This is a genomic window from Serratia sp. (in: enterobacteria) (assembly GCF_046715635.1).
Taxonomy (GTDB): domain Bacteria; phylum Pseudomonadota; class Gammaproteobacteria; order Enterobacterales; family Enterobacteriaceae; genus Chania.
In genome coordinates, this window is the sequence record NZ_JBKJYW010000085.1 from 1 (window position 1) to 2,601 (window position 2,601).

General features: G+C 55.2%; 2 protein-coding genes and 1 pseudogene. All 3 read right to left on the reverse strand.

Annotated elements, in window-relative coordinates; genetic code table 11:
- Positions 1 to 80, reverse strand: a pseudogene (locus ACLQ7H_RS04045) (thymidine phosphorylase); the annotation flags it as partial.
- Between the two features lie 101 nt (positions 81 to 181).
- Positions 182 to 961 (reverse strand): deoxyribose-phosphate aldolase, encoded by a 780-nt coding sequence (deoC, locus tag ACLQ7H_RS04050; RefSeq protein ID WP_411751557.1) that lies wholly within the window; start codon positions 959 to 961, stop codon positions 182 to 184.
- A 352-nt stretch (positions 962 to 1,313) separates the two neighbouring features.
- Entirely contained in the window at positions 1,314 to 2,579 is a 1,266-nt protein-coding gene (locus tag ACLQ7H_RS04055; protein WP_411751558.1) for a NupC/NupG family nucleoside CNT transporter, read from the reverse strand.
- Between the last annotated feature and the right edge of the window lie 22 nt (positions 2,580 to 2,601).

Consider the following 2,601-nt stretch of genomic DNA (forward strand, 5'->3'; position numbering starts at 1 on the left):
TTAATGAAGAAGCGGATCTCGGCTTCGCTCAACGGTTGCCCGTCACGTTTTTTACGGATTATTTCTTGTGCCAAGAACAAAGTAGCCCCCTGTTTTAGCTAAATAGAGTCATTCGATACGCCTGCGCGCTGCGTTAACGGGGCCGCTTGGCAGCCCCAACGTAACAAGACGTGAGAGAAAATCAGTAACCGTTACCAGCGGCTTGGGTGCTATGCCCCAGCGTGGTCAGCAGGCTGGCTAACAGGCTCGACGCACCAAAGCGGAAGTGGCGCGCATCGGCCCAGTCGTCTCCCAGCAGACGCCCGGCAAGTTGCAGATACTGTTGAGCATCTTCTGCGGTACGCACGCCACCGGCTGGCTTGAAGCCAACGGTTTTGCCTACGCCCATATCACGGATCACGGTCATCATCAGCTCAGCGCTTTCCAGCGTGGCGTTGACTGGCACTTTACCGGTAGAGGTTTTGATAAAATCAGCCCCGGCCTTAATGGAGATCTCGGAGGCTTTACGGATCAGTTCCGCCTGCTTCAGCTCACCGGTTTCGATGATCACTTTCAGCAGCACGTTGGCAGCGGCGCAGGCCTGCTTGCACTGTTTGACCAGTTCAAAGCCCACGCTTTCATTACCGGCCATCAGGGCACGGTAAGGGAATACCACGTCAACTTCATCGGCACCGTAGGCGATGGCCGCACGGGTTTCCGCCACGGCGATGTCGATATCATCATTACCATGCGGGAAGTTGGTGACGGTGGCGATACGGATATCTGGCGTCCCCTGCTCACGCAGCGTTTTGCGGGCAATTGGGATAAAACGCGGATAGATGCAGATGGCGGCAGTATGGCCTGCCGGGCTGTTCGCCTGACGACACAACGCGATCACTTTCTCGTCGGTGTCATCTTCGTTCAGCGTGGTTAAATCCATCAGGTTCAGCGCGCGTTGCGCTGCTGCGGTTAATTCGGTCATAAAACTCTCCAACTGAGCACTCTGATGTTGGCGAGCGGACTTGGTTCCTTGAAGATAGCGCGCGGGATAGTCTTCCCACGCCAGCAACTGAGATCCTTCTCACCGCACATAGCCCTTCGATTTCGAATAGCCAGCAATCGCTATTTGAACACGATCACTCTGGCATATTTGTGTTCTGATTCACACTACACACGATAGCACTGTAACAGGACTGAATTATATGTGAAGATCATCACAAAATAACGCGATATTGTTCACAAATTCACTAAAGAGACGGCGGTCATCAGGCGAATGCCCGTTATGCAGGCAACCAAGCCCCTTCTGGGGCCTGGTTGTTGATACCAAGTATAGCTTACAACGCCAGGAAGAATCCGGCGATGGTGGCACTCATCAGGTTGGATAAGGTCCCAGCGGCCACCGCTTTCAACCCGAAACGGGCAATGTCGTGACGACGGCCTGGTGCCATGCTGCCCAACCCCCCCAACAGGATCGCCACGGAAGACAGGTTGGCAAATCCACACAGCGCAAAGGAGATGATCGCCTTGGTATGCTGTGACAACACCTGTAGCCCCTCGGCGGCCACCACATCATCTGGACGCAGATAAGCACCAAAGTTCATGTAGGCCACGAATTCGTTAACGATCACCTTCTGGCCAATAAACGAACCGGCCACCATCGCCTCACTCCAAGGCACACCAATCAGGAAGGCGATTGGCGAGAACACCCAGCCCAGGATCAGTTCCAGTGACAGCTGTGGGAAATCGAACCAACCACCAATACCGCCAAGAATACCGTTAAGCAGCGCGATCAAAGCGATAAACGCCAACAGCATCGCCCCTACGTTCAGCGCCAACTGCATACCGGATGCCGCGCCCGAGGCGGCGGCGTCGATGACGTTGGCCGGGCGGTCGTCTTCGGCGATCAGCTTCATCGCATCGGCTCGGTCTTGGGTATTTTCGGTTTCCGGCACCATCAGTTTGGCAAACAGCAACCCACCCGGCGCGGCCATAAAGGAAGCGGCGATCAGATATTCCAACGGTACGCCCATCTGGGCATAGCCCGCCAACACGGAACCAGCGACCGAAGCCAGGCCGCCGCACATCACGGCAAACAGCTCCGACTGGGTCATGGTGGCGATATATGGGCGCACAACCAGCGGTGCTTCGGTCTGCCCCACAAAAATATTGGCCGTGGCTGACAGCGATTCGGTACGCGAGGTACCTAACAGTTTCTGCAAACCACCGCCGAGGATCTTGATCACCACCTGCATAATGCCCAGGTAATAGAGCACCGCAATCAGCGAGGAGAAGAACACAATTACCGGTAACACGCGCAGGGCGAATACAAAACCGCCGCCGCCGAACACTTCAAACATTTTGTCGGAAACCAGGCCACCGAAGATAAAAGAGATGCCCTCATTACCGTAAGCGATAACGTTTGCCACCCCTTCCGACATGCCACCAAGAATACGGCGCCCGACCGGGACATAGAGCACCAACGCACCAATGCCAACCTGGATGATAAACGCGCCGAGTACGGTACGCAGTTTAATAGCGCGCCGGTTGCTGGAAAGCAGCACCGCAATGGCGATCAAGACCACCATACCGACCAGGCTCATGAAGAGTTGCATACAAATATGT